Annotated in this window: 13 protein-coding genes; 4 read left to right on the top strand and 9 right to left on the bottom strand. The window is 44.1% G+C overall.

Annotated features, from left to right (window positions below; all coding sequences use genetic code 11):
* Positions 1 to 24: 24 nt before the first annotated feature.
* The 8 genes from dusA to rbsK form a co-directional block, all read right to left on the bottom strand.
* Complete coding sequence (gene dusA, locus LDO51_RS08640; RefSeq protein WP_132497158.1) at positions 25 to 1,050, bottom strand: tRNA dihydrouridine(20/20a) synthase DusA; 1,026 nt, start codon at positions 1,048 to 1,050, stop codon at positions 25 to 27.
* Positions 1,051 to 1,234: 184 nt separating this feature from the next.
* Positions 1,235 to 1,708 (bottom strand): DUF6882 domain-containing protein, encoded by a 474-nt coding sequence (locus LDO51_RS08635; protein WP_225577130.1) that lies wholly within the window; start codon positions 1,706 to 1,708, stop codon positions 1,235 to 1,237.
* Between the two features lie 16 nt (positions 1,709 to 1,724).
* Positions 1,725 to 2,660: a nucleoside hydrolase gene (locus LDO51_RS08630; RefSeq protein ID WP_225577129.1), complete on the bottom strand. Its 936-nt coding sequence runs from the start codon at positions 2,658 to 2,660 to the stop codon at positions 1,725 to 1,727.
* 99 nt (positions 2,661 to 2,759) lie between these two features.
* A complete protein-coding gene (locus tag LDO51_RS08625; protein ID WP_225577128.1) occupies positions 2,760 to 4,919 on the bottom strand; it encodes an ornithine decarboxylase in 2,160 nt (719 codons plus the stop codon).
* 272 nt (positions 4,920 to 5,191) lie between these two features.
* Complete coding sequence (locus LDO51_RS08620) at positions 5,192 to 6,205, bottom strand: mechanosensitive ion channel family protein (RefSeq protein ID WP_225577127.1); 1,014 nt, start codon at positions 6,203 to 6,205, stop codon at positions 5,192 to 5,194.
* Between the two features lie 223 nt (positions 6,206 to 6,428).
* Positions 6,429 to 7,445, bottom strand: a complete 1,017-nt coding sequence (locus tag LDO51_RS08615) for an aldose 1-epimerase family protein (RefSeq protein ID WP_225577126.1) — start codon at positions 7,443 to 7,445, stop codon at positions 6,429 to 6,431.
* A 63-nt stretch (positions 7,446 to 7,508) separates the two neighbouring features.
* The gene (gene fucP, locus LDO51_RS08610) at positions 7,509 to 8,816 is read right to left on the bottom strand and encodes an L-fucose:H+ symporter permease (RefSeq protein WP_225577125.1); all 1,308 of its coding nucleotides are present in this window, start codon (positions 8,814 to 8,816) and stop codon (positions 7,509 to 7,511) included.
* A 161-nt stretch (positions 8,817 to 8,977) separates the two neighbouring features.
* Positions 8,978 to 9,898: a ribokinase gene (gene rbsK / locus LDO51_RS08605; protein WP_006663306.1), complete on the bottom strand. Its 921-nt coding sequence runs from the start codon at positions 9,896 to 9,898 to the stop codon at positions 8,978 to 8,980.
* Positions 9,899 to 10,081: 183 nt separating this feature from the next.
* On the opposite strand from rbsK, the gene deoC reads away from it, so the two are divergent.
* The 3 genes from deoC (at position 10,082) to fic (ending at position 12,939) form a co-directional block, all read left to right on the top strand.
* A complete protein-coding gene (deoC, locus tag LDO51_RS08600; protein WP_225577124.1) occupies positions 10,082 to 10,750 on the top strand; it encodes a deoxyribose-phosphate aldolase in 669 nt (222 codons plus the stop codon).
* A gap of 46 nt (positions 10,751 to 10,796) precedes the next feature.
* Positions 10,797 to 11,576 carry a DeoR family transcriptional regulator gene (locus tag LDO51_RS08595; RefSeq protein ID WP_225577123.1) on the top strand — a complete coding sequence of 260 codons (780 nt, stop codon included), beginning with the start codon at positions 10,797 to 10,799 and terminating at the stop codon, positions 11,574 to 11,576.
* A gap of 259 nt (positions 11,577 to 11,835) precedes the next feature.
* Positions 11,836 to 12,939, top strand: coding sequence for a protein adenylyltransferase Fic (fic, locus tag LDO51_RS08590; protein ID WP_225577122.1), 1,104 nt, complete (start codon positions 11,836 to 11,838; stop codon positions 12,937 to 12,939).
* 81 nt (positions 12,940 to 13,020) lie between these two features.
* On the opposite strand, the gene rnz is transcribed toward fic, so the two are convergent.
* Entirely contained in the window at positions 13,021 to 13,935 is a 915-nt protein-coding gene (rnz, locus tag LDO51_RS08585; RefSeq protein ID WP_225577249.1) for a ribonuclease Z, read from the bottom strand.
* A gap of 267 nt (positions 13,936 to 14,202) precedes the next feature.
* Here rnz and LDO51_RS08580 point away from each other — a divergent pair, with 267 nt between their 5' ends.
* Complete coding sequence (locus LDO51_RS08580; RefSeq protein WP_225577121.1) at positions 14,203 to 25,527, top strand: invasin domain 3-containing protein; 11,325 nt, start codon at positions 14,203 to 14,205, stop codon at positions 25,525 to 25,527.
* Positions 25,528 to 25,553 lie beyond the last annotated feature (26 nt).

Here is a 25,553-nt window from a genome sequence, read left to right as displayed (position 1 = left end):
ATCGCAATTTTATTTAAGTAATATTTACTCGCCACGGGTCACAAACGCGAGAGCTTGTTCAACCACAGATAAATCAGCACCTTGTTTATGGGCATTTTCGCTTAAGTGGCGACGCCATTGACGAGCCCCCGGAATTCCTTGGAAAATCCCTAACATATGGCGAGTCATATGCCCTAAATAGGCCCCGTTAGACAGCTCTTTTTCGATGTATGGATACATACTGCGGACAGCGGCAACGCTATCGACAATCGGCATTGTTTCATCAAACAATTGATTATCTACTGCGGTTAAAATTGACGGATTTTGATACGCTTCACGACCCACCATCACACCATCTAAATGTTTTAAATGCTCTTTAGCTTCTTCGAGAGTTTTAACCCCCCCATTGATAGCCATGGTGAGATGCGGAAAATCACGTTTTAATTGGTATACACGCGGGTAATCCAGCGGTGGAATTTCACGGTTTTCTTTTGGACTTAATCCTGATAACCACGCCTTGCGAGCATGGATAATAAACATGTCGCAGTCCCCTTTTGTGGAGACGGTATCAATGAATTCGCATAAAAATTCGTAGCTATCTTGCTCATCAATCCCAATACGTGTTTTCACCGTCACAGGGATAGATACCACGTCACGCATCGCTTTGACACAATCTGCGACCAGTTGAGCATCCGCCATTAAACATGCACCAAAACGTCCGTTCTGCACGCGGTCTGATGGGCAACCGACGTTCAAGTTGATTTCATCGTAACCACGTTCTTGCGCTAATTTTGCACATTGCGCTAAAGCCGCAGGGTCACTACCACCCAATTGCAAGGAGACAGGGTGCTCTTCTTCACTGTAAGCAAGATAATTGCCTTTGCCATAAATGATCGCGCCCGTCGTCACCATTTCGGTGTACAGCAACGTATTTTTCGTTAATAAGCGATGGAAATAACGGCAATGGCGGTCAGTCCAATCGAGCATAGGCGCAACCGAGAAGCGGTTAAGATTTTTGTAACCACCTGTTGTTGATGGTGTATTTTGTTCTATCGTTTGATTTTGTTGCATGTTGGTCTTTTGGCGTTGATATCGAATTTAAGGCTTATGCTGTTGTGAAATAGCAAAAGAAAGCCGCATTTTAACAGCTGGCTTTCTTTTGTCATAATAAACTATTGCCATAATAAACTGTGCAAGTCGTTTTTGAGGAGTTAGTGACGCCCTTGTTATCAGCAATAAAAAAGGCGCCTCTGGCTTACATTTGTTGAAGGGAAACTTGACCGAATGTCATAAAAATCAGCGTACTGCCTGCAACGCCGCGATAAACACCTTGTTGCTCATTTAACTCACATGCCAATGCCGCTAACTGCCATGCATCATACTCTTCGATATCGCTCACACGGGAAGTCAGCAAACTATTATCTTGGCGCTCACCGTAAGCTTTGACTGCGATCGCATCCTGCATTAATGCTTCTTCAATTGAGCTATTCGCCCAGCCCCACATCCAACTACCCACATTTTGGTCGTAAGTCCCAATGATTTGCACTGGTGCCGTCACCATTATATTGTCCGGCGCATGAAAAATAATGGTGCCTTCATCTTGATCTACCGACCAACTGGCTTCATCCAGTTTCCAATTATCGCAATGGAACTGATTTTTTAATTGCAGGGAATTCATGCTGCGTTCAATTAATGCCTCATAAGGCATCTGTTCTAATTCACTCTTCATGTTAAATACGATTCCATTAACCAATATTTTTCAGTGCGTCGATAACCATCTGCCAAAACTTGTCACGGTCTAGTTTCACAGCAACCTGTGTATGGCAATCCGCTGGAGCAGGATGACGAAAATCAGCCACCGTCATGCCAAGAGTCAAAGTTCCCGTTAATTCAATGTTCACAGGGACTTTTTGGGTGGTCAACACTGATGGGTCAATCACATAGGCAACAGCACAAGGATCATGCACCGGTGGTGCATCAAAATCCTGAGCCTGTTTGTACATTTTCCCGAAGAAATCCAGCAATTCGACAACAAACTGCGAGCATTTTGTGTCTATTTCAGCAATTTTCGCCACCACATCTGGCGTTGCCAGTGCTTGGTGAGTGAGATCCAGACCAACCATGGTTAGCGGCCACTTTTCATTGAAAACGATATGTGCTGCTTCTGGGTCAATCTTGATATTAAATTCCGCGACTGGGCTCCAATTACCCACATGGTAGCCACCGCCCATCAACACCACTTCTTTTACACGTTCCACAATCCGTGGTTCTAACCTTGCGGCTAACGCGATATTGGTCAGCGCCCCCGTAGGCACTAAAGTAATGGTTTTGGGCGGGTGGGACATAATCGTATCAATGATCACATTCACCCCATGGCGTTCATCCAGCGCTAATGTTGGGGTCGGAAGCTCAGGGCCATCCAATCCGGAATCCCCATGAATGTCGGGAGCCACTTCCACTTCACGCACGAGTGGGCGCGCTGAACCCGCAGCAAAAGGAATGCCGCGAATATTCGCCATTTCAGCAATCGCACGGGCATTACGGGTGACTTTTTCGAGAGTTTGGTTGCCTGCAACCGTGGTGACGGCGAGTAAATCGATGTCTGGATTACCGTAAGCCAGCAACATAGCGATGGCGTCGTCATGCCCTGGGTCACAGTCTAAAATAATCTTTTTCGTCATAGGGTTGCCTTATTGTCAATCGGGATCCACATTTCGCGGATCCCAATTTAGCTATCTCATGGGGCAAAATCTATGCTTGATGTCTGAATACGAAGAAATTTATTTCAAAACATGCGCATACACACGTTTTGGTCCATTTTCATTTTTCGAAATATAGACCCCTTGCAGCTCCGGTGCAAAGCCTGGTAAGGCATTAATCCCTGCTTCCAGCGCTTTAAAATACTGAAGGACAGGTCCTGACCACACTTCCCCCGGCACCACACACAGCACGCCCGGCGGATAAGGCAACGCGCCTTCTGCGGCAATACGCCCCTCTAGCTCATCCAGCGGTAGTAACTCCACATTGCCACGAATAAACGCCAGATGCGCCTGTTGTGGATTCATTTTCACCGCGGGGAAATGCGCCTTACGGAACATCTCTTTTTGCAGCTGTTTAATATTGAAATCCACGCTTAATTGATGCATTTCTTGGCACAATCGACGCAAAGTATAACCTTGGTACTGTTCTTGATAACGCTGATACACTGACGGTAATACATCTTCAAATAACGCATCTTCATCCAAAAGCTGCTCAAAACGCACTAAGTGAGAAACTAACAGTTCTAATTTCTCACGAGACTCCGCGGGGGTTAACAAGAACAAAATGGAGTTTAAATCGCATTTTTCTGGGATAACGCCATGTTCACGCAGAAAATGCGCCAAAATCGTGGCAGGAACCCCGAAAGATTCATACTCCCCACTTTCCACATCGATTCCTGGGGTCGTCAGCATCAGCTTGCAAGGGTCAACGAAGTATTGATCTTGCGCGTATCCATCAAAGGCATGCCAACGCGCTTTCGGTATAAAATTAAAGAAGCGCTGCTGTGACGCAATTTGCTCCGTTGGGTATTCATGCCACGGCTTGCCATCCACTAATTCAGGCACAAACGGTCTAAAGTGACGGCAGTGTTGAATAATGGATTTTCTAACCTCAATCCCTTGCCTCACACACTCCATCCACATCATTTCTCCCGCTGCACCTTGGTGCATGCGCGCATTCACATCTAATGAAGCAAACAGCGGGTAAAATGGGCTGGTAGAGGCGTGCATCATAAACGCATTGTTCAATTTTTTATGGGAAACAAAACGCTCTTGCCCTTTGATATGGTTATCTTTTTTATGGATCTGCGACGCTTGGGAAAAACCCGCTAACTGTTTGTGAACCGATTGAGTCACCATAATACCGGGATCATTCTCGTTCAGTTCCAGCAGTAACGGCGAGCATTGGCGCATCATCGGGATAAACTGTTCGTAACCCACCCACGCAGAATCAAACAGAATGTATTCGCAAAGATGCCCAATCTTATCCACCACTTGCCTTGCGTTGTAGACCGTGCCGTCATAAGTCCCGAGCTGGATCACAGCAAGACGGAACGGTTTTTCTGCTTGTGATTTTTCGGGCATCACTTCGTTCACCGCATTTCTCAAATAATCTTCGGTAAAACAGTGAGCATCAATTCCACCAATAAAACCAAATGGGTTACGCGCCGTTTCCAAATACACCGGAGTAGCTCCCGCTTGGATCAACGCCCCATGATGGTTAGATTTATGGTTATTGCGGTCAAACAGCACTAAATCACCCGGTGTTAATAAGGCATTCAAGACCACTTTATTGGATGACGACGTGCCATTAAGCACAAAGTAGGTTTTATCCGCATTGAACACTTTCGCCGCAAATTTCTGTGCTTCTTTTGCTGCACCTTCGTGAATAAGCAAATCCCCCATCGCCACATCGGCGTTGCACAAGTCGGTGCGAAAGAGATTTTCACCGTAGAATTGGTAGAACTGTTCGCCCGTTGGATGACGACGGAAAAATTGTCCACCTTGGTGCCCAGGGCATGCGAACGTCACGTTGTGACCCGCGGCATAATCCATCATTCGAGCAAAGAATGGTGGTAATAGCTGTTCAAGGTATTGGTTTGCAGCATCCCGTAATTGGCGGCTATTCTCTTCACGCTCAGCAGGCGCTGGCGGTAATAATGCCGTCAAATAGTCAGGTGTTGGTGCATTGTCTGGTAGCTGCTTGTCACTAATGACAAACAGCGGAATACTGAGTTTACTGTCCGCAATTTTCTTCCACAGCCCTTGGTTGGCATCTTGTTCAGAGAGCACAACCGCAGCGATATTATTTAACTGTGCATCGCGAATATCTATCCACTGGAATTGACCCGTAAAATAGATAGCGACCCCCTGGCTACATGCCACATTGATTTTCTTCATAGCAGTCTGGCTCTTGGTTAGCTGAGGTAAAGAGGGGCTCAATATACTTGATAGATACCGAGATTGAAATAGTCAGAATTAATGCAAAATTATTCAGTTTTGCCTAGGATGAATATTTTTTATAACTCACTGGTTAATCGTATAAAAATTTCCGGATAACCTCACCGGCTTTTTAGTCATAAACCATAAAAAATAGATTATTTGCAGATTAACCGACCGAAACAGACAATAATGACAGTGGATCAGTCGGTTAATTTTTCAGGACGACGAGATTACTTGTTTCTTTCCAAGTACAGAGTTTGAGATGGATACGCAAAGTCCGCATTATGGCGTTTCACTATCTCAATAATTTTCAAATAGACCGCTTGCTGTGCATCCAGCCATTCTGCCCAAACGGTAGTTTTCGTAAAGCAGTACACCATAATATTCAGGGAAGAATCCGCAAACGCATCAAAATAGACCAACAAAGTTTGCCCTGTATCGATATTTTCATCTTGCTTCAGCATGGTGCGAATATCTTCCACAATCGCGCTGACTTTGTCGGCATCTTCATAACGTAAACCGATTTCTGTTTTAATCCGTCGGTTGGTCATGCGCCCTGGGTTTTCCACGCTAATGGAAGAAAACAGCGAGTTAGGAATATAGAGCGGACGATGGTCAAACGTAACAATCTTGGTGATCCGCCAGCCAATTTCGACAACTGTCCCTTCAATATTTCTGTCAGGAGAACTTACCCAATCTCCAATATTAAACGGGCGGTCGAAATAGAGCATGATCCCTGAGAAAAAGTTACTCAGAATATCTTTACCCGCCATACCGATGGCGATACCCCCAATGCCCCCAAATGCCATTAATCCCGACAAACTCATACCAAAATGTTCGCCAAATAACAGCATAATGATGACGATGACCGCCGTCTTAAATACGCGAGCAATAATCCGCGCGGAAGTGGGGTCACTGCCTTTTTTAATCTGTTTTTTCTCTAGACGGTTAACCAACTGAAAGAATTTTCTCGTGATAATCAATGCTATCACCGATATGGCGACTAAATTAATCAGTGGTGTTGAAATAAAGGTTAAATTAAAGTCACTCGCTGCCATATCCACAGATTGAGCCGCTACCAACACCATCACGCACAACACCATGGTTTGGATCACATGCACCAAAATGCTTTTCCGCTTATGTTTGTGCCGCTTGTGTAAAACTTCAAACAGTAAATATAACGCTAAACAGGCGGCAATGATGGTCATGCCAATGGCATATTTTTCAAGTAATGCTTCTATCATATCTATTGCCCTAAACTGACATTGAAAACTAATTTGCCGTATAAAATATAACACTCTAAATAGTGAGTGAATAACTGCTAAGATATCAATTATTCCCCTAGTTTTCCCAATAATTATCAATTACTTTTCAAATAGTCTAATAATGAGCAAAACCAATATTTATTTCTTTTAAGCAATAAAAAGGCTGCACATTGGCAGCCTCATAAAAAACTCAAAATAAAATTTACTGTTCGACGCCCGTCGTTACGGTAAATTGACGATTTTCCCCCGCTTCCAACCAAATCAGCGTTTGGTTATTTTTCGCGGCAATAAACCCTTCTGGTCGGCACGTCGCTGGCAACACAAATGCCCCCACTTTTTGATCGCCATTATATAAAATCCAGCGAGTCGCATAATTCAGCTCATTGGCTTTAAAACGGGTCACAAAGGTATTGCCTGCTGGCGAAGTCATCTTAAATTCTGGGCTTGCCGTGTATTGGCTCAAATTGTCCATAAAGAAGACAATTTCAGGGTCACACATTTGTGGCTGATTCAGCTGATTTAGCGTCACTTCGCCAGATTTAAGGGCTTGGTTAAAATCGAGCCATTTTTGGGTTGGATGCACATGTCCAGGAATAGACTCACGCAGCTTAATCGCCTGTTCAGGAATATTCTGCGTTAAAGTGGCATCGCTCACATAGGCATAGTTCATATGGCACATATATTGGAGCGGCATTGGCACTGATGCCAAGTTAGTGACGGACATATGAATATCAAACAGCGCACTATCAGTATGTAATTGCACAGACGGTGCCGCACGATAATGGTGGCCAAAGCCCATCACATACTCATATTCGCCACACACTTTAAGGCTGGTTTCCGTCAATTCAAGCCATGCGCTATCCATCGGGGCACACGGCATTTCTCCGTGTAATGGATGATTATCTTCTGGCGATGGGCAACCATTACTGATTAATCCAGAATGGAAGGCGAAGCAGCCATAGGTTTCAATCACGGTTGGAACAGGCTTGGGTTCTGAAAACATATTTTCCATTTTCAGATTTTGCCCGCAAAACTCAGCATCCCAAATCATCTGCCCTAAAAATGGCAAAATGGTTAAGTGACCCTGCGAGTTTTCAACCCGTAGCCCTTGCACGCCAGATTGATAAACAAATGCGGAAACGGAAAACTGGCTATTTTTCAAAACTAAGGTCGGTTTTTCCGTAAATAAGCATTTATGTAACGGGATAATTGTGTTCATTGTCATACTCACGGTTTGAGGTAAAAATGGGTAGGCGCAGCGCCTACCCTGAGTAACAGTCAATTATTTGGCTGCTTGTTTAGCTTTAAAACGACGTTCGCCAACGAAGTAAATACCTACATACACAAAGCACAGCATCGAAACTAAGAAAGAAAGCTGAAGTGAATGGGTAAGGTCGGCAACATAGCCTTGAATCGCAGGCACTACTGCCGCGCCCACAATCGCCATCACAATCACCGCACCCGCCATTTCAGTGTGCTCGTTGTCAACGGTTTCCAAAGTGCCCGCATAGATAGTTGCCCAGCATGGCCCAAACAGGATACTCACCAGTACTGCTGCATACACCGCAGTGAAGCTTGGCATAAAGGCCACATACACCAGGAACAGCACACCGATAATTGAATAGATAATCAGTACTTTATCGGCGTTAAAGCGGGTCATTAGGATGTTGGCAATAAATTTACCAATAAAGAAACAGGCGAAGCTGTACACCATGAAGTTAGAGGCATCACGCTCGTTGATATCTCCCATTTCCAGCGCTAAACGGATGGTGAACGACCACACTGCAACTTGCATGCCCACATATAAGAACTGGGCGATGATCCCTTTTCTAAAGCGGCTGTTTTTGGCTAAATATTTTAAAGTATCCAGTGCAGAAGGACGTTTATGATCCACCGTTTCTGCCACTTTACATTTCGGGAATTTAGTCAGTAAAAACAGAATCATGACCACGACCAAAACCATGATCATATAGCGGTAAGGTTCGAGGGTATTTTCTAACATAGCCAGACGGAATTCATGAAGCTGTGTCGCGTCCATTCCCGCCATTTGATTTTGTAAGCTTTCACCTTCTGAGAACACTAAATATTTACCCAGTAAGATCCCGCCCGCGGCACCGATTGGGTAGAAAGTTTGGCTAATATTCAAACGCAAAGTCGCGTATTCTTTTGGACCAATCATCGAACTGTAGGTATTCGCCGCGGTTTCAAGGAAGCTTAAACCAATCGCAATAGCAAAAATCGCAGCTAAAAACATAGTATAAGTTGCCATATGAGACGCAGGGAAAAACATAGAGCAACCCGCGATATACAAGATCAATCCAATCATAATCGCGTACTTATAACTGGTTTTCTTGATAACCAGTGAAGCAGGGATCGCAATCAAAAAATACCCGCCATAGAACGCACTTTGCACTAACGCAGAGGCAAAGTTACTGAGCTCAAAAACGCTTTTAAACTGTGTGATTAAAATATCATTCAGTGCTGCTGCACATCCCCAAAGCGGGAATAAGCAGGAAAGTAGGATAAATTGGAATATAGGTGTTCTGCTCAGGTAACCATCTGGTAACTGAGTCATATTTTTGATGTTCATATTAACCCTTAATCGTTTTTATAATATTTTTAACCGGTTAAACGGGTTTTTTTGCTCTAATGGCAACCTTCATTTCAACCGGTCATGCTCAACATCATTCAAATTCAGATCAAATATTGTGGGTACAGGTAATGCTTCTGGCGCTTGAAAGATGATTAGGACTAATTATTCAACTGCACAAACTCACTGAACTGTTCAATACTAGGGTAAGAAGATTGCGTGCCTTTTCCAGTCACACTAAAGGCTGAAAACAGAACCGCTTTTTTCATCGCTTCTTCGATATTTCCAGTGTGAACATAATAATGAGAGAAGCAGCCGATAAACGCATCGCCAGCCCCGCTGGTATCAATCGCGTTCACTTTGATAGCTGGAATGAACAGCTCACTGTCGCGAGTCATCCATAAAGCACCTTTATCGCCTAAAGTGACAATTAGGTTTTTCAGGCCTTTGTCTAACAGGGATTGTGCAGCACGACGCACGTTATCCATGGTGTCTACAGGCATGTTGGTCAGAATTTCTAACTCGGTTTCATTCGGTACAAAGAAATCACAACGGCATGCGTAATCTAAATCCAGTGCACGTTGTGCTGGCGCTGGGTTAAGTAACACTGGAATGTTGTGCTTATTACCAAAGGCAATCGCGTGGTAAACCGTTTCCAGCTGTACTTCCAGCTGCAATACGATCAATTTGCACTTTTTCAGATCTTCCGCTGCTCGGTCGATATCTTCAGGGGATAAAAACTTATTCGCCCCTTTGACAATCAAAATGCTGTTAGACGAATTTTGATTCACAAAAATGGGTGCAACACCGCTTGAGGTACACGGCACTTTTTCTACATAGCGAGTATTGATGCCATAAGATTCAAGATTACGAATGGTGTTATCCGCAAAAATATCGTCCCCGACTTTGGTGAGCATAATCACTTTGGAGTTTAATTTTGCTGCGGCAACAGCTTGGTTGGCCCCTTTACCGCCACAACCGATTTTGAAGGCTGGGGCTTCGAGGGTTTCCCCTTCTTTTGGCATTTGATCAATGTAGGTGATCAAATCGACCATGTTTGAACCGATAACTGCTATATCCATAATGTCCCTCGTGTTAAATAAATCACATAATGATATAATCCTAACATTATCATGTTGCAAAAATATCATTTGTGATTAGGATCTCGAATAACGAATGATCAAGTGTTATATCTGCCACATTTCCTCATTCTTTGTTACCTATTCCACATCTATTCTGAAAGACTTCATATAGGAAGGTTTAAAATGCAAGATTTAGCGAAATATATTGATCACACTTTATTAGCTGCTAACGCAACGGTTAATGATATCAAAACGTTATGTTCAGAAGCCGCACAATATCACTTTGCCTCTGTGTGTGTTAACACTGGCTATGTACCATTGGCAAGCGAATGTTTAAAAGATAGCGATGTGATGGTGTGCTGTGTGGTTGGTTTCCCATTAGGCGCATGCTTAACAGAAGCCAAAGCGTTTGAAGCTGCTGAAGCTGTGCGCCGTGGTGCCGATGAAGTGGATATGGTTATCAACGTAGGTATGCTGAAAAGCGGTGATTTAGACTTTGTTCGTCAAGATATCGAAGCCGTTTTTGCGGCTTGTGGTAAGGCAACACTGAAGGTGATCCTCGAAACTTGCCTGTTAACTGATGAAGAAATCACACAGGTTTGTGAAATTTGCCGCACAATTAACGTTGGATTTGTGAAAACTTCAACAGGATTCAGTACAATGGGTGCCACTGAGCATCACGTCGCTTTAATGCGTAAAGTGGTTGGCAATGAAATTGGCGTCAAAGCATCCGGTGGCGTACGTACGCGTGAAACCGCAATTAAGATGATTGAAGCTGGAGCTAACCGCGTTGGTGCAAGTGCGAGTGTCGCTATTGTGACTGGAGAAAATACCACTCCAAGTGACTACTAAACAACGGGGCGCGGTTCGTCCGCGCCATCATAAAAAGGATTGCAGGGTGATAGAAACTAAACAAAAAGAACGCCTTCGCCGACTAAGTGAATGTATTAAACGTTCAGGACGCATTCATCTTAAAGAAGCCGCGAGAATACTCGAAGTCTCTGAAATGACCATTCGCCGAGATCTCAATGCCGATACCGAAGGCCCTATTCCAATGTCACTGCTTGGTGGCTACATTGTTTCTGTCACTCAACCTACCGCTTTAGCCCCCCACGAACCTTATGCCGATATTTTCACGCCAGATCAAACTGAAGATCTGTATATCCCTAATTTGGCCGCCAGTATGGTCAGTGAAGACGATGTGATCTTTTTCGACAATGGTATCGAAATGGCGACCTTGATAGCCTTGATCCCAGAAGAGATTAGCTTTACTGGAATTTGTTATTCTCATAACGTTTTTCTCGCATTGAGCCAGAAAAAAAATGCCACAGCGCTATTGTGTGGTGGGGAATACCGTCCGAAAAGTGATTCTTTTTATAGCCCAACACTGCCTTCGTTATTGGATTCTATCAACCCGAAAAAAGCATTTATGTCCGCAACTGGGGTTCATAGCACCTATGGGGTCACTTGCTATAATCTCGATGATTTACCGATGAAAAAGAAAGGCATGGAAAAATCTATCCGTAAGATTTTGCTCGCGCCTTATAATCTGTTTGATGAGGTGGCGACCGCCAATATGGGCGAACTATCCCAGTTTGATGTAATTGTCACAAACCGACAGCTTAGTGATGAATACGAAACTTACTGCCGCAATGGGTTTGTGAAAGTGATTTATTAGTACGATTTATCCCTTCTTCTTTATATGTCGATTTTTACTATTAAAATCGACATTTTATATCTATGTGTCGATTCAATCGACACAACTTTCCTATATGTACATTTTTTATAGGTTTCTCGACACGTTTCCCTTATATGTCGATTGAGTCGACATAACTATTAGATATGTACATTTTTTTGTTTTTTTCGACACGTTATAAAAATATATGTTAGATTTGCCATAGTAACCCAATAATATAAGCTACCAAGAGTACATTAATATGTGGGATCCAAACGAGCCATACAATAGTCTACCGTTACTACCTCCAATGCATGATATTGAAACTAAAGCTGTTTTAAAAGCATGTATCGAAGCTCGGACTGCTCTTGAAGGATTAAAACAAGCAGGAGAACTTCTGCCAAATCAAAACTTATTAATCAGCCTGATTCCCATGCTGGAAGCAAAAGACAGCTCTGAAATTGAAAACATAGTCACAACAACAGATAAGCTATTTCAATATATTCATGAGGATAGCCATGCAGATCCCATGACAAAAGAAGCACTACGCTACAGAACAGCCCTCTATGACGGATTTAATGAATTAAAAAAGCGACCACTTTGCGCTAATAGTGCACTAAGTATTTGTAATACCATTAAGAATGTTCATATGAATGTTCGTAAATTACCAGGAACTTCACTTAAAAATCAAACCACAGGCGAAGTCATTTATACCCCGCCACTTGGTGAACAAGCTATCACTAATTTATTAAGTAACTGGGAAAAATTCATTCATCAAGAAGATGATTTTGATCCCTTAGTTAAACTTGCACTAATACATTATCAATTTGAAGCTATTCACCCCTTTTCTGATGGGAATGGTCGAACTGGAAGAATTATTAATATTTTATTCTTAATAGAGAAAAAACTTATCACTCTCCCTATTCTCTATCTAAGCCGCTACATTATAAAAAATAGAGCTGAGTATTATACTAGGCTTTTAAATGTCACAAAAAATGAAGATTGGGAAGCATGGGTTTTGTATATGCTCTCAGCTGTCGAGCACACATCAAAATGGACAGTGAATAAGATAGACGCTATAAGAAAACTTATGGAGCATACTTCCCTCTATATCAAGGATAATTATAATGAAATTTATAGCTATGAATTATTACAATGTATCTTTGAACAACCTTATTGCCGGATCAAAAATCTTGTAGATAAAAATATAGCTCAACGACAAACAGCATCGGAATACCTAAAGAAACTATGTGATATTAATGTATTACGAGAAATACATATTGGGCGAGAAAAGTTATTTGTTAACCATAAATTGATTGACCTCATGGGTGACGATAGTAATTTATTTTCTCCCTTTTCCGAATAGGATTTGTAAAAGTGATTTACTAACCTGATGCCACTTATTCAAAAAATCGACACGTTTTATCCCGTGTCGATTGCTTCAAAACTAAATCCGCACCGTCAAATAATCTTCCGCTATCTGCGTATCTGGAAACTCGGCTTGGCACTCCGCCAATAAACGCGAAATTTCATCCGGCCCATAACGCCCACTGATATGCGTTGCAATAAACCTTTTTACCCCCGCTTGTTTAGCAAGCTGCGCCGCTTGGCGGGTCGAAGAGTGCCCATGTTCATTAGCTTTCGCCTCCAGCGCCACTTCTAGTGTAGTTTCATGCACCATCACATCGGCATTTTTTGCTAATAACAACGCGTCTGGAGTCGGGATGGTATCCCCAAAAATTGCGACCACTTTACCTGCAACAGGCTCACCAAGGTAGTCAGCCCCATTTACGGTGCGACCATCTTCTAGCTCAATAACTTCACCCTTTTTCAGCCCCTGCATCCAAGGCCCGCGAGGGATCCCATCTTGCTCCAGTTTTTGCACATTTAGCGCCCCCGGTTTTGGATGTTCTTCAATACGATAGCCATAACATTCTACGCGGTGTTCCAACCGATACGCTGTGACAATTAACTCCCCATCATCAAATAACTTACCTGCCTCAATCTCTACTATTTCAAGAGGATAAGTCATATAGGAGTCGCTCACTGATAAGACGGTTTCCACATACTGCTTTAATCCTTTTGGTCCATACAGCGTTAGTGGATCCGTAGCCCCGCCCATAGAACGGCTACAGAGTAACCCTGGCAAGCCAAAAATATGGTCACCATGTAAGTGAGTAATAAAAATTTTATCAATTTTAGGCGTTTTAAAAGGACTATTTAAAATACGATGCTGCGTTCCTTCACCACAGTCAAAGAGCCAGTAGCTTTTACGGATACCGACTAAATTTAATATCATACTGGTAACATTGCGTTCTTTTGTTGGCACACCTGCGCTAGTACCCAAGAAAGTCAGTTCCATCACTTCCTACCTATTTCTTTGTTTTTATTTTATTAAAATAAAATTCCAAACTTTTCCAATATCGCTAACGTTGCCTTTTTCATAACTTTTTAATGGTGTTTGGCTGTTGTAATTTTCGTGGTGACCATACTTGCAAAATTCATGGAATTCACAGCTTTTCCAACTGGCAAATTCAACCTCATTTTAAGTCAGATTAATTCACAAGCTTGTACCTAATCCCCTACTCCAAAATGGCCGCGTAAATTTTCGCCACTAGGAATCCCTTGAATGAGCCCCTCTTTTTTAACCGTTAAACAAAAACTGGCTAACGGCTTTGTTATATTTACGGCTATTTGGTCATCTGTCATTATGCCTGTTGTTCCAGCTTATGCAAAAATGTTGGATAACAAAGAGCTACCATCACTAGGTAGCGATCAAATCCTCAATGAAGATAATACTGAGCGCTTAGCCGCCGAACACACTAAAACAATCGGGACCTTCCTTTCACAAAAGAAAACGATGAAGGATCTGTCTGAGATGGCGCAAGACTACGCGCGAAACAAAGTCGCCAGTGAAGCCACTAAAGAGATTGAACATTGGTTATCCAAGACAGGTAATGTCAAACTCAATATCGATATTGATAAAAAATTCTCCATTAAAAATTCACAGTTTGACTGGCTAATCCCTTGGTATGACCAAGCAGAGTTCCTGCTATTCACCCAGCACAGCCTACATCGTTATGATGAACGATTTCATACCAATAATGGGATTGGCTTACGCCATTTTCATGAAAAAAGCACTATTGGTATGAATGCATTTATCGATCACGACTTTTCTCATGCCCATACTCGTGCGGGATTAGGGATAGAATATTGGCAAGACTACCTAAAATTAAATGCCAATAGCTATTTCGGTTTAAGCGCATGGAAAAGCGCCTCTGAATTAAACCACGATTTTAATGCTAAACCCGCCCATGGCTGGGATATTCAAGTCGAAGGCTGGTTGCCCACTTATCCACACCTAGGTGGAAACCTAAAATATGAGCAATATTATGGCGACAGTGTTGCATTATTTGGAAAAACAAAACGTCAAAAAAATCCGAATGCAGCGACCATCGGTGCTAACTGGACACCATTCCCATTATTTACATTAAATGCCAGTCATAAGCTGGGTAGTGAAAAAAGATCCGAGACCCAAGCTAAACTTCAATTTACTTGGACCTTCGGTAAAAGCTTAGCCCACCATTTAGATCCAACCAAGGTTGCTGAGACTCGCCGACTTTCAGGTAACCGCTATGACTTTGTTGAGCGCAATAATAATATTATTCTCAATTACCAAAAGAAAACCTTACTACACCTGTCATTACCGACGAAAATCCAAGGGGTAACAGGACAGTCTGTTCCACTCGTCAAATCTTTCACAGGTAAATACCCTCTTAAGCATATTGAGTGGCAAGCCCCTGAACTTCTGGCTGCGGGCGGATCTATTAGCTCGGCGGATCAAACAGCTACCTTAACTCTGCCATCTTATAAAACGACCAATACAGCAAAAGATGCACAAAGGATAAATCGCTATCGTCTACGTGCGACTGCCTATGATATTAAAGGCAATGCCTCGCCTGTTACTGAAACCTTAATTGAAATTACCCATGCTGGTGCAGTTAGCATCAGTCCTCATGATATGAAATTTCATGGAAAAGGCTTGGCTAATGGTAATGATGTTAATGGTCTTACCGCTATTGTCAGAGACTCTCTTGGTAATCCAGTTACCAATGCTAAAGTGGTGTTTGTTTTACCCAATACACTCACACTCGCTTCCCAGAATATAAAAACCGCCATCAACTCTAGCGTTCAAAATAACCTGCGTAAAAAAATGCAAGCGATGAAAGTGGCTAAACCGTGGGAGTACGTAACAACAACCAATGACAAAGGCGAAGCACAAGTTCAATTCACCTCACAGATTGCTGGCTCATACGAAATTAGTGCTTACACAGGCAATCATCAACCTGCGAAAGCCCAAGTCGTTTTCAAACCCGATTCTGCTCAAGCTCAGATCTACAGTTTTACCGCCACCCGTTCTGGTGCTGTGGCTGATGGCATTGCAACAAATTCAGTGAAAGCACGTATTACTGACAAAAATAAAAACCCTATTGCCAATCAGGAAGTTACCTTTTCGGCGACTCATGCAAAAATTATCGATAAAGCCACAACCGATGAAAATGGTATTGTTGAAGTTACGCTCACCAGCTTAAAAGCCGGCCCAAGTGAAGTCACCCTATCCATTAATGGTCAAAGTGAAACCACAGCTGTTGAATTCCTAAGCGGAAAATTACATCAAGTGACTATTCTCGATGTCCCTGAAGTGTATGCAGGCAGAGAAAACCAAGTATCATTCCAATTACTCGATAGCCACGGCAACCCAATTATTGATGCCAAAAATGATATTACAATCATCATTGACAAGAAAACGGAGTCAGCGGCAATTTGGGATACTGACATCGATAAAGGTATCTATGCGGCTAAAATTTCAGGGCAGCAATCAGGTGAACATACTATCCAAGTCATAATAGGCAAAACAGTTTCACCGGAACAAAAGTTTAATACACGTGGAAGTAATACCGTAAAACCTGTCGCAGCTGACGGCAGCGGCCCATCAGGAACATTAGGTGTCATCGCTGATATTGAAATCGATATCAATCCGGACCGTACCGATTTTAAATCGGGCGACAATCCACTTGTGATGGTCACGCTGAAAGATAGTTTTGGCAATGAGATTGATGGTATCGATCCCAAAAATATTCATCTTGCTCATTTTAAAGGGCAAGATCTTGCTTGGCGCCAAGATGGACAATATGACTATATTGTCAACTTACCATTAACCAAAATCGGTGATATTGATATCACCGCAACAGTGAATAATATATCCAGCCCGAAAACTGTTTTAACGGTCAGCCATAATTCAGGGATTTCAAATATTCAAAACGTGGTGATCACCCCAACCAATAACACCCCGAACGCTGGTGAGCAACCGACGCTGACGGTGGTATTAACCGACAAAAGCGGCAACCCCGTCAACGACGTGAAGCAGCTTGAGGTGACCATTGCCGGGGCAAAACACACCCTCCCAGCCACCCAAAATCCGGATGGCAGCTACACCGTCACCCTGCCAGCGCAACACAGTGGCAAGCAGGACATTCTGGTCACCGTTAACGGCAAAGACTCTAATAAAGCAACTTTAGCCATCCAAGCACCAAAACCGATGCCAACCAACACCAAGGGCAACGTCGGTGAGCAAGGGGGGCTGGCGACAGTGAAGCTCGATAGCGGCACCCTCGCTAATTTGAAGTCCGGTGACGCGCTGGTATTAACCGTGACGGTTCAAGATAGCTTTAAAAACCCGTTAACCGGTTTATCTGCGGCAATTACGCTGGCACACCAACAAGCAGGCACGGTGACGTGGAAAGACAATCAAGATGGCACCTACACCGCTTCACTTCCTCTGACCAAACTGGGTGCGGATACCCTGACTGCGACAGTGAATAAGCTGAGCAGCAAGGCGATTACATTCAACGTTACGAACCTGACAGGTCACGCGGGCGTGCAAAACGTGGTGATCACCCCAACCAATAACACCCCGAACGCCGGTGATAAGCCGACGCTGACGGTGGTATTAACGGACAAGAGCGGCAACCCCGTCAACGACGTGAAGCAGCTTGAGGTGACGATTGCCGGGGCAAAACATATCCTCCCAGCCACCCAAAATCCGGATGGCAGCTACACCGTCACCCTGCCAGCGCAGCACAGTGGCAAGCAGGATATTCAGATCACCGTTAACGGCAAAGACTCCAACAAAGAGATCTTAACTGTCCAAGCACCAAAACCAACCGCCGCCAACACCAAGGGTAACGCCGGTGAACAAGGGGTGCTGGCGACGGTGAAGCTCGATAGCGGCATCCTCACCAGCTTAAAATCTGGTGATGCGCTGACGTTAACCGTCACGGCGACCGATACCTTTAAAAACCCATTAACCGGTTTGGCATCGGCGATCACCTTAGCCCATGCTCAAGCGGGCACCGTGACGTGGAAAGATAACCAAAACGGCACCTACACGGCTTCACTTCCGCTGACCAAACTGGGGAACGATACCCTGACAGCCACCGCCAATAAAGTGAGCAGCAAGGCGATTACATTCAACGTCGCGAACCTGACGGGTCACGCGGGCGTACAAAACGTGGTGATCACCCCAGCCAATAACACCCCGAACGCCGGTGAGATACCGACGCTAACGGTAAAACTGACCGACAAGAGCGGCAACGTTGTTAACGACGTGAAGCAACTTGACGTCACCATTGCCGGAACAAAACACACGCTCCCAGCCACCCAAAATCCGGATGGCAGCTACACCGTCACCCTGCCAGCACAGCACAGTGGCAAGCAGGATATTCTGGTCACCGTGAACGGCAAAGACTCTAATAAAGCAACTTTAGCCGTCCAAGCACCAAAAACAATCGCCGCCAACACCAAGGGCAGCGCCGGTGAACAAGGGGTGCTGGCGACCGTTGCCCTGAGCAGCGGCACCCTCACTAACTTGAAGTCCGGTGATACACTGGCGTTAACCGTGACGGTTCAAGATAGCTTTAAAAACCCGTTAACCGGCTTGGCTTCGGCAATTACGCTGGCACACCAACAAGCAGGCACCGTGACGTGGAAAGATAATCAAGATGGCACCTACACCGCTTCACTTCCTCTGACCAAACTGGGTGCCGATACCCTGACCGCCACCATCAATAAAGTGAGCAGCAAGGCGATTACATTCAACGTCGCGAACCTAGCAGGTCACACGGGCGTGCAAAACGTGGTGATCACCCCAGCCAATAACACCCCGAACGCCGGTGAGCAACCGACGCTGACGGTGGTATTAACGGACAAGAGTGGCAACCCAGTCAACGACGTGAAGCAGCTTGAGGTGACGATTGCCGGGGCAAAACATACCCTCCCAGCCACCCAAAATTCAGATGGCAGCTACACCGTCACCCTGCCAGCGCAACACAGTGGCAAGCAGGATATTCTGGTCACCGTGAACGGCAAAGACTCCAACAAAGTGGCCATTACCGTACAAGCACCAAAAACAATCACCGCCAACACCAAGGGCAGCGCCGGTGAACAAGGCGTGCTGGCGACGGTGAAGCTCGATAGTGGCATCCTCACCAGCTTAAAATCCGGTGATGCCCTTGATTTAACCGTCACGGCGACCGATACCTTTAAAAACCCATTAACCGGTTTGGCATCGGCGATCACCTTAGCCCATGCTCAAGCGGGCACGGTGACGTGGAAAGATAATCAAGATGGCACCTACACCGCTTCACTTCCTCTGACCAAACTGGGGAACGATACCCTGACAGCCACCGCCAATAAAGTCGACAGTAAACCTATTACGTTCGACGTCGCGAACCTAGCAGGTCACACGGGCGTGCAAAATGTGGTGATCACCCCAACCAATAACACCCCGAACGCCGGTGAGCAACCGACGCTGACAGTGAAACTGACGGACAGCCACGGCAACCCCGTTAAAGACATTAAACAACTTGACGTGACGATTGCGGGGACAAAACATACCCTCCCAGCCACCCAAAATCCGGATGGCAGCTACACCGTGACTCTGCCAGCGCAACACAGTGGCAAGCAGGATATTCTGGTCACCGTTAACGGCAAAGACTCCAACAAAGAGATCTTAACTGTCCAAGCACCAAAACCAACCGCCGCCAACACCAAGGGCAACGCCGGTGAACAAGGGGTGCTGGCGACAGTGAAGCTCGATAGCGGCATCCTCACCAGCTTAAAATCCGGTGATACCCTTGATTTAACCGTCACGGCGACCGATACCTTTAAAAACCCATTAACGGGCTTGGCATCAGCGATCACCTTAGCCCATGCTCAAGCGGGCACGGTGACGTGGAAAGATAACCAAAACGGCACATATTCTGGCACATTGGCGCTCTCAAAGCTGGGCAACGATACCCTGACGGCCACCGTGAATACCGTGAGCAGCAAAGCGATCACCGTCAATGTCGCGAACCTGACAGGTCACGCGGGCGTGCAAAACGTGGTGATCACCCCAACCAACAAAAGCCCGAACGCCGGTGAGATACCAACACTGACGGTGAAACTGACGGACAAGAGCGGCAACCCAGTTAAAGACATTAAACAACTTGAAGTGACGATTGCGGGGACAAAACATACCCTCCCAGCCACCCAAAATTCAGATGGCAGCTACACCGTCACCCTGCCAGCGCAACACAGTGGCAAGCAGGATATTCTGGTCACCGTTAACGGCAAAGACTCCAACAAAGTGGCCATTACCGTACAAGCACCAAAAACAATCGCCGCCAACACCAAGGGCAGCGCCGGTGAACAAGGCGTGCTGGCGACGGTGAAGCTCGATAGTGGCATCCTCACCAGCTTAAAATCCGGTGATGCCCTTGATTTAACCGTCACGGCGACCGATACCTTTAAAAACCCATTAACCGGTTTGGCATCGGCGATCACCTTAGCCCATGCTCAAGCGGGCACGGTGACGTGGAAAGATAACCAAGATGGCACCTACACGGCTTCACTTCCGCTGACCAAACTGGGGAACGATACCCTGACAGCCACTGCCAATAAAGTGAGCAGCAAGGCGATTACATTCAACGTCGCGAACCTGACGGGTCACGCGGGCGTACAAAACGTGGTGATCACCCCAACCAATAACACCCCGAACGCCGGTGATAAGCCGACGCTGACGGTGAAACTGACGGACAGCCACGGCAACCCCGTTAAAGACATTAAACAACTTGACGTGACGATTGCTGGAACAAAACACACGCTCCCAGCCACCCAAAATCCAGATGGCAGCTACACCGTCACCCTACCAGCGCAACACAGTGGCAAGCAGGATATTCTGGTCACCGTTAACGGCAAAGACTCCAACAAAGAGATCTTAACTGTCCAAGCCCCAAAACCGATGCCAACCAACACCAAGGGCAACGTCGGTGAGCAAGGGGTGCTGGCGACGGTGAAGCTCGATAGCGGCGTCCTCACCAGCTTAAAATCCGGTGATACCCTTGATTTAACCGTGACGGCAACCGATACCTTTAAAAACCCATTAACCGGTTTGGCATCGGCGATCACCTTAGCCCATGCTCAAACGGGCACCGTGACGTGGAAAGATAATCAAGACGGTACGTATTCTGGCGTATTAGCGCTCTCAAAGCTGGGCAACGATACCCTGACGTCCACCGTGAATAAGCTCAGCAGCAAAGCGATTTCGTTCACCGTGGAACTTCAACAAGATAAAGCATCAGTAACCGCTGTTAAGTTACATGCCCTGCACCCACTTATTTCTGCTGGGCAAAGCACAACACTCACAATCACCTTACGTGATAAGCACAATAATGGCGTCGTGAAAATTCCGTCTAGTGACATCAAATTAGAAGATAACAAACTGGCGCTATCTAATATCCAATGGAAAGAGCAAGGTAATGGTGTCTATACCACTGAAATCTTATTCCAGCTATTAGGAAATCATAAGCTTATTAGCACGGTCGGTATCACCAATAGCCACCCTATTGATGTCGATGTTACCGCGTTAAAAGGTGCTATTCACGTTCATCACGTTAACCTTGACGCCACACCGAAACAATTTGTCGTTGGTGAAAAAATCCAACTCAAACTTACACTACTCGATCAGTTTAATAATGGCGTAATGGATGTACTAGATACAAATATAAATATCAATGATGATAATACGCGAAGTTCACTGAAAGGATTGCAATGGCAGTATCAGCAAAATGGTGTCTATCTGGCAGAAACCACTGTGACTAAAGGCGGTATTCATTCACTGAAAGCCACCATTAACAGTAAGCAAGACAATGTGCTAATTCATGCCATTTCTTCAGTAGGCCAAAAGCAAGTCAGTGATGTTCAATTATCGACGAGTACAGCCAAGATTGTTGCAGGAACGCCCTCCACGCTAATCTTGACACTCAAAGACCAACACGGTAACCCTGTTTCTCAAGTTAACAGTGCTGATATTGAGTTAATAGATAGTTCAGGCTCTACCATTTCAGCTACTTGGCTTGAGATGAATAACTTGGGAATTTACAACACTCAAATCTCACTAAATAGTGTTGGAAGTCACACGGTAACAGTGAAAGTCAATAATATCTCCCACAATGTCTCTCTTCAGGTCACATCACCTCAAGGTGCATCCTCTGTAGCGAAACTTGAGATATCCCCAATTACCGCCGTTGATGCGGGTCATACTGCTCTTATTACCTTTATTATGAAAGATAAATATGGAAACCGAGTTAATAATGTTCTCAACCGTGATATTGCCCTTGAAATTGATGGTGTTATTCAGTCTATTCAACTGACTGAAATAGGCTATACCGGTCAATATTCTGGACAACTTCCTGCACAACAAAAAGGTCAACATGCCATTAAAGTGACTGTTAATGGCCAGCCAGCAAGCGCAAATTGGACTATCAATAACCCAATACCGATCCCATTAAGCACCTTTGATAAATCAGGACAACGTGGGGCTCTCGAAAAAGTGACCCTTAACAGTAGTAAAAAAATGGTTGGTTCTGGAGATAAAGTGACCTTTACACTTAAATTAATGGATAAGTTCGATAACCCATTAACTGGGGCAAGTTCTCATTTAAAACTATTAACAAACTTAAGTGAAACATCTCAATGGCAGAGTCACAACGACGGAAGCTATTCTATTGAATTACTCATGAACAGATTAGGCTCACAAGCAGTACAAGCGATTGTCAAAAATGTTCTGAGTAATGAAGTCACCCTTGATATTAAGCCGCTCAGTGGTGCTAGCAATGTCAACACAACGGCACTTACTATTAAAGATGCGACGATAGAAGCAGGAAATACCACTGAATTAACTCTACGACTTAAAGATTCAGTGGACAATGGTGTAACCAATATTCAAAACCAGGATATTCACCTTACACAAAGTAACACCAAAATTGATAAGCAATGGTCGTCTACTATTGATGGTATTTATACCACTCAAGTACAGATCAAGCAGGTTGGCGTTTACCCACTTCGAGCAACGGTTAATCAGCAAAATAGCCGAATTGAAACCATTGAAGTCACAGCGCCCGTTGGGAATACTAAAGTGGCAAAAGCTAAATTAGCATCCAGTATTGTGACTTTAGAGGCAGGTCAAAATGTGGAGTTAACCTTAGAGCTGAAAGACCAATACGATAATCTCATTATTGGTGTCAATGGCTCGGATATTATGCTGAAAGACAGCCATACAACTGAAACTATCGATAACAATCGAGTCGCTTGGCGTATGGATTCCGCAGGGATTTATAAAGCATCACTACCTTTAACACTTATTGGAAAACATAAGTTAAGCGCAGTGATTAATAAACAGCAAGCTTCAACCACAGAGATGACTGTCAATGCACTTAAAGGCGCAGCAAATGTTAAACAAGTTATGTTAACTACAGGGAAAAATACCGTTTCCGTTGGTGAAAAAACAGAACTGACATTAGAAGTTCAAGATCGCTTTGGTAACGAAGTGGATGATGTTTTGGTTTCAGATATTGATTTAGCCAATACAGATTCACAAATCAAAACCTCAGTGAAGTGGGTAAAAGTACCGTCAACACTAGGAAAGTACGTCACAGATGTGCAGTTTGAGAAAGTTAAATCACACACTTTGATTGCCAACGTCAATAGGCAAACAAAAACGCTTCAAATCAATGTGCAACCACTGAAAGGGTATAGCAATGTTGCTGCGATTGCGCTACAGGTACCTGCAAAAGCTGAAGTGGCAGAAAAAACCAAACTCTCGCTGATCCTAACGGATAAATTCAATAATGGCGTGGTTGGTGTTGAAGCTAAGCACATTGAGCTACTCATTGGATCAACCCCTCAAACTGTAATCTGGGTAGACAATCAAAATGGGTCTTATCATACAGAACTTGCTTTAAACCAAGCTGGCGCTAACCCACTAACGGTAAAAGTGAATAAATTCACGGATACAAAGTCTGTTCACGTTGATTCCCCTAGTGGTAAAGACAAAGTAGCTTCAATACAACTTGGAGCAAGCGACACCCAAGTCTTACCAAATACACCAACGATGCTCACTTTAACGTTGAAAGATAAATATGGAAATGGAGTGAAAAACGTACTGAGCACAGATATTTCATTATCTAATAACTATTCACCTGAAAACTTAGCATCACCTAGTTGGACTGAAGATGGTAAGCAATCTGGTATATATACTGCTTCTGTAAACTTGAAGAAAGTCGCAGAGCATACATTAACCGTAAAGGTGAGTAACATTGATAAAGCCATGAAAATCACCGTCCGACCATTTACGGAAACACAACACGTCAATAACATTGAATTAGCCATTGATAACAACAAAATTGCACTTGGTGGAAAAGTCAATTTCATATTGAGCACTAAAGATATCTATGGAAACAACGTTATGATAAAAGCGGCTGATATCCATTTACAGAATGCAAATGGCACCTTAGACCAGCCAACATGGCAAGAAAAAGGCGCTGAATATAAAGGGGAACTAACCTTCTCAATTAGTGGCAATTATGTCATTACCGCTAATGTGGGCACACAAAGCAGCGCCCCAATTAACCTAACAGTACAAACGGGTAAACCTGTATTTTCTATAGGGAATAGTAGGTTATATGCAGATAGATATGACCTTGACGAAAATAGTAGTACCAATATCACCGTGACATTAGAGTTAAAAGATGCAAATGGCGCCGCAATTAAAGGGAAAAAACCTCATATACTAGCAACTGCAGGAAAGATTAACAGTACCATGACTGAAAGAGCTGATGGTATATATACCGCTAGCTTTAATAATCCTACAATTAGTAAATCGAGCATTTCTGTTGATAATAATTCCATTGATTACTCTGGACCAACACAGGCTGTCAACATAGTGACCTACGGTAAATCGGAAATTAAAACGCTTAAAAGTGCACATGCCTTTTCTATAAATGATGGATTCCCTAACACAGGATTTATAGGTGCTCAATTTCAAATTACCGTGCCGATTGGCAAACCAACTGATTATGATTGGGAAGTTGACATCGATTGGTTATCTATTAATAAAGAAGGTATTGTCACCATGCTACGTAAGCCAACGCCAATAAAGAATGGAAATGCAATGACCCCTATATTTAAAGGCGTTCCTAAAGCGAATACTGGTTATAAACGTGCTGTGCATTACCGTTTTACGTTGAAAAAATGGTATTCCTATGAGGGGCAATTTAACGTACAAGCGGCAATTAATATCTGCCCAACTCCTAGCCGTTTAATTAAACGAGATGATCTTTTAACAACTGGAGTACCGATGAGTATTCTACGTAAAGTTGGAGGAAGACTTTTCCATGAATGGGGAGGAAGAGATCCGCACAAACAACTTGGCGCAACAGACCTCGTCTTGCTTGCTGATATGCAAACTTCATCACAGGTAACTCAAATATTACATCCATATACCTATGACCTTGCTAGTGCAACAAGCACGGGCTTTCTAGCAAGTGTAGTCTGCGTTGAAGACCTTAAATAAATATCAAAAGCCCCTTATAGGGGCTG

The sequence above is a fragment of the Providencia alcalifaciens genome, from assembly GCF_020271745.1.
Classification (GTDB): domain Bacteria; phylum Pseudomonadota; class Gammaproteobacteria; order Enterobacterales; family Enterobacteriaceae; genus Providencia; species Providencia alcalifaciens_B.
Note: the sequence above shows the minus strand (reverse complement) of the source record. Positions and strands in the feature narration are given on the sequence as shown.